At 60.7% G+C, this 4,209-nt stretch carries 6 protein-coding genes and 1 pseudogene; 4 read left to right on the forward strand and 3 right to left on the reverse strand.

Features of this window, described 5'->3' with window-relative positions; translation table 11 throughout:
* Positions 1-366 (forward strand): annotated as a pseudogene (locus EDE12_RS21545) (hypothetical protein); the annotation flags it as partial.
* Here the strand turns inward: EDE12_RS21545 and EDE12_RS21550 are convergent.
* The gene (locus EDE12_RS21550) at positions 348-566 is read right to left on the reverse strand and encodes a hypothetical protein (RefSeq protein ID WP_134188309.1); all 219 of its coding nucleotides are present in this window, start codon (positions 564-566) and stop codon (positions 348-350) included. The pseudogene EDE12_RS21545 and the gene EDE12_RS21550 overlap by 19 nt on opposite strands.
* Before the next feature lie 36 nt (positions 567-602).
* Entirely contained in the window at positions 603-1,721 is a 1,119-nt protein-coding gene (locus tag EDE12_RS21555) for an RHE_PE00001 family protein (RefSeq protein WP_026597747.1), read from the reverse strand.
* A gap of 327 nt (positions 1,722-2,048) precedes the next feature.
* On the opposite strand from EDE12_RS21555, the gene EDE12_RS21560 reads away from it, so the two are divergent.
* Genes EDE12_RS21560 through EDE12_RS21570 form a run of 3 tightly spaced genes read left to right on the forward strand, consistent with a single transcriptional unit; the run spans position 2,049 to position 3,670 of the window.
* Positions 2,049-2,471, forward strand: a complete 423-nt coding sequence (locus tag EDE12_RS21560) for a putative toxin-antitoxin system toxin component, PIN family (protein WP_024881645.1) — start codon at positions 2,049-2,051, stop codon at positions 2,469-2,471.
* Positions 2,468-2,743 (forward strand): hypothetical protein, encoded by a 276-nt coding sequence (locus EDE12_RS21565; RefSeq protein WP_026597748.1) that lies wholly within the window; start codon positions 2,468-2,470, stop codon positions 2,741-2,743. The genes EDE12_RS21560 and EDE12_RS21565 overlap by 4 nt, the downstream gene beginning before the upstream one ends.
* Before the next feature lie 36 nt (positions 2,744-2,779).
* On the forward strand, positions 2,780-3,670 hold the full coding sequence (locus EDE12_RS21570; protein ID WP_026597749.1) for a recombinase family protein: 891 nt from the start codon (positions 2,780-2,782) through the stop codon (positions 3,668-3,670).
* 42 nt (positions 3,671-3,712) lie between these two features.
* Here the strand turns inward: EDE12_RS21570 and repC are convergent.
* Positions 3,713-4,209, reverse strand: a 497-nt coding sequence (repC, locus tag EDE12_RS21575; RefSeq protein WP_245511951.1) for a plasmid replication protein RepC, incomplete at its 5' end; no start/stop codon positions are given.

A 4,209-nucleotide genomic window follows, 5' to 3' on the forward strand; every position in this document is an offset into this window, starting at 1 on the left:
CAGAGATTCTGCGGATGTTCAACAGCGCCTTCGATCGCATAGGCGCGGCGGAAGGCGACTATTATCCCGCCGAGCTGCGCAGCGAGATCGACGCCCACGACGCTGGTGCGGTTCGATGTGGTCTATTACGGCCACTTCAAATGCAATTTGCGGGCGCTGGTCGATTATCCCGCTCTCTGGCGCTACACGCGGGCGCTCTACCAGCACCCGGCGATCCGCCCGACCGTCGATTTCGGTCACATCAAGGGCCATTATTATAGCAGCCATCCCTGGCTGAATCCGAGTGGAGTCGTTCCAATCGGCCCACGACGCGATTTCGATGCTCCGGTCGAGCCTCGCCATCATCATCAGGCAGGCGTCTCATGACCAGTCTCGACACCTCTTTCGAACTGTTCGCAATACTCCGCTCGAGCGGTTCGCCGCGCATTCAAAAAATCGGAAGTCCGCTCTTTGCCCACCGTGCGGAATTTGGCTTGAACAAGCACCCGGCTTTGTCCCCCGCGGAGCGCAAATTTCAGCGGTTTAAAACGCCGATCGGCGTCGAAACCCATCGGCAATTCATACATGCCCAACCATCACACATTTGCCATCGCTTCACACTTTTATATAACAGCCCAAGCCCTGTATCGTCTTCGTCCAGTCAACTCGCGAAGGTTCGACGAGAGTTCGTCTATCATCGTGGTCGCTGCTTGCTGCGACATTCGGAGTTCTTTGGCGACGAAAGGGACGGTGACGACCGGCGACTCCAGACACAGGTCGACAAACCGCGGCAGCCTTGAATTCGTTCTACGGTCTTTGCATTTTCTGAGTAGGAGCTCACGCGCGAGCGTCAATCTGTCGAGTTCCTTCGAATCCGCCTTTGCCATGAGTTCGACCGCCCGCGCAAAGGCTATCATTCGAGATTCGAGATCACTTTGCCGACTCCTCCGATATTTGGCGTGCCGAAATCCTGCTTGTAGCGCCGATAGATGATGCAGCGTTTTTCCCCGGCGCCGTAGCAAGTCCGCGACGAGCAAGGATCCGAGCCATGGGCTGTGTTGCAGGGGCTCTATCTCTTCCCGAGCGTCGAGCGCGGCGCCTGCAGTCATCAAGGGCGGAAGATTGGTCATGTCGCCCAGACGCTCCCGCCATTCGGCGAGGCGGCCCTCCTCGTCCCAATCCTCATCGTAAACCAAACCCGAGTCGTCCCGCTTCCGCTGGACCGGCGCGATGCGCTCTGCCAAACGCGACGTTCGCGCCAGTAGTTCGTCGATTTCGTCGAATTCCCCCGACGAGGATCGCCACACGGTCTCAAGCTCATCCTCCACCGCGTCTTCGTCCTCGAGGGCTCCCGACCCGGCCGCGGTCGCCTCGAGGAGAATACCCTGTGGTCGCGACACGCCCCGCAGACCAGCGAGTCCCTCGATCGTCAGCGCCCAACCCGGTTCGCGATCAGCTATGCGACGACGCGTGAGCAGCACAGCATGGGCTCGCACGAGTTCGTGCGTCGGCGTGCGCACGTCCGTTCCGGCGTCATGAAGGACGAGGTCTTCGAGCTGCACGAATTCGCCGGCGCACCACAAAGCGGCGCAGGCGTCATGGAAATGCGCGCGGAGAACGAATGCTTCGGCGACGGGACTCGAGCGAAGCCGCTCGTCGAAACGCGCGAGGGCGTCGGACGCGCTCTCGAAGGGCGCTTGCAGGCGCTCGAATGAAACAGAGGCGGGAAGAGCTAATCCCATTTTAATCCTGTACGAATCAAGACGACTATCAACTTATCGCCAATTTAGCTTTAGTGATAGACGATGCCATTTTCGCCTTCGCTGACCGGATCGAAATGCGTCGCCGTAGCAGCCGAAAGCAAGCCTCGGAACGGCTCTGGAGACGAGCTTTCGGCCCGCAAATCGACGAAAGGAGCTGTTTTGCGGGCCTTTCTTCTGCTCACCACTATGTCGCGGCGGCGAACTTCTGCCGTCGGATGCGGTTTCAAACGACCGATTATTGATATTCATCACAATTGAAATTATGCCTATTGATCACATCATAGGCGATATGATATCGTCACAGCAATGAGATTGGTTCTGGATACGAACGCCCTGATCGCAGCACTCCGAAGCCCAAGCGGAGCCTCCGCCGAGCTTCTCAGACTTGCGCGTCGAGGACAGATCCAGCTTCTGGCCAGCGCCGCCCTCGCAATCGAATATGAGGCCGTGTGTCTGCGCGACGAACACCGCAAAGCGGCCGGCCTGTCGACGAAAGAGGTCTGTCAGTTTCTCGACGCGATCATAGATCTGATCGAACCGGTCGAAATTTGGTTCCTTTGGAGGCCGCAATTGCGAGATCCGGGCGACGAATTGGTGCTCGAGGCGGCTGTGAATGGGCAGGCCGCAACGATCGTTACGTTCAATTTACGTGACTTCGGACTGGTGCGAGAGCGCTTTGGCATCGAGGTTCTCACGCCGAGAGATACGCTGATGAGGAAAGTGCAATGAAAACCAAAACTGCCGCTTATGCTCTTCGGCTCCCCGCTTCGATGAAGGCCGAAGCCGAAAAGATTGCAGCCGAGGATGGCACGAGCCTCAACCAGTTCGTCGCTTCGGCGGTGGCCGAAAAGGTTTCGGCGTTACGGACCGCTCGCTATTTCGCGGAAAAGAAAGGCCGGACCGATTGGAGCGCCTTCGACCAGATCATGCGCCGCGAGGGCGGCGCGCCGCCGGTTACGGACGACGAGATTCCTGAAGCTTATCGAACGGCTCGCAAATAGTCCGTTGCTGATTTCGTCGGAAGGAAACCAGGGCGAATGGCCCTGATCGGCTACGCCCGCGTCTCGACCGAGGATCAGGTCACGGACGCGCAGACCGATGTGCTGAAGGCGGCCGGATGTGTCGAGATTTTTCGCGAGCATATGTCCGGGGGCAAGGCGCTGGCGCGAGTGCGCCGCGGCGACGTGCTGGTCGTCGCGCGGCTCGACCGATTGGCCCGCTCACTGTCGCATCTCCTGGCCGTGATCGCCGAGCTCGACGCCAAGGGCGCGCATTTCAAATCACTCGCCGATCCCATCGACACCACTACCCCGCAGGGCCGTTTCGCCCTGCAGGTTCTCGGCGCCGTGGCCGAGTTGGAGCGCGCGCTGATCCAGGAGCGCACCAAAGACGGCTTGCGCGCCGCCAAAAAGCGCGGCCGCATCGGCGGCAATCCAAAACTCCGCGCCGGCGACCGCGACGCCATCCAGCGCATCGTCGACGCGAAGGCGGTGAACTATTTCGAGCGCGTCAATCGCACAGCCGAACATTGGCTGCCGGTCGTCCGGCAAATGCGCCCGGATCACCGCTGGCAGGATGTCGTGCGCGTGCTCAACGCCAAGCGCGATAGCTCCAGCGGCGCTCCCCTGCCCCAATGGACCGTCGAGCGCCTGAAGCGCGCGGTCAAATGCTTCGTCGCCGAGGGTTTGATCGAGCCCCGCCTCCTTCATCAAGCCGCCAGCCGAAAGGTCAGCAGCGAACGCCTCGTCACGCTCGTCGCCGGGATCAAACGGGCCAATCCCGATTTGACGCTCGCACAAATCGGCGCGCAGCTCGAAGCCATGTATGAGCGCACGCCGCGCGGCGGAGCCCGCTGGGCGCCCTCCTCCGTCAAAAGCCTGCTCGACCGCGCGGAAAAACTTCGGTTGCTCGGCGCCGAAACACTGTGATCGAGCGGACTGCCGAGGCTCGTTCGGAAATCCATTCCGACATCACCCCGCCCTCTTGCGATCTCTCGCCGCCTTCCCAGCCTTGCCGCGCAACAGCGCCATCAGCACGGGTCCGAGCGAGAATTCCCCTGCCCTCGCCTTTTCGGTCAGAACGCGGAGATAACCACCGGCGCTTTTGATTTCATCGCCGCGTTGCAGGATCGCAGCGATGACGATCGCGGCGTCATGCTCGCCCAAGACGTCCAAGGCTTGCGACCAGGCGTCTGGCGAAACGCCGAGCGCCGAGCGCACCGTCGCCGCCGCAGCCGCCAGGTCTTGCCATGAGGAAATTTCGCCGCCTCTGCCGTAATCGACGATGTCTGGACAGGCCTCCAGCACCATGCCGAGCGGATAGGCTCGAAGCGCCGGCTTGGAATCGACAGTTTGAGAGCGTTCCGAGGATACTTCCGGCGCTCGAACGATCGGCCCCCTGCTCTGTTCGAGGTTTGGCTGGAATGGCTCGGCCCTGCCTTCTTGAAGGCTAGGTTCAAGATCAGAAA

Origin of the sequence: Methylosinus sp. sav-2 (assembly GCF_004366495.1) — a bacterium.
Lineage (GTDB): Bacteria > Pseudomonadota > Alphaproteobacteria > Rhizobiales > Beijerinckiaceae > Methylosinus.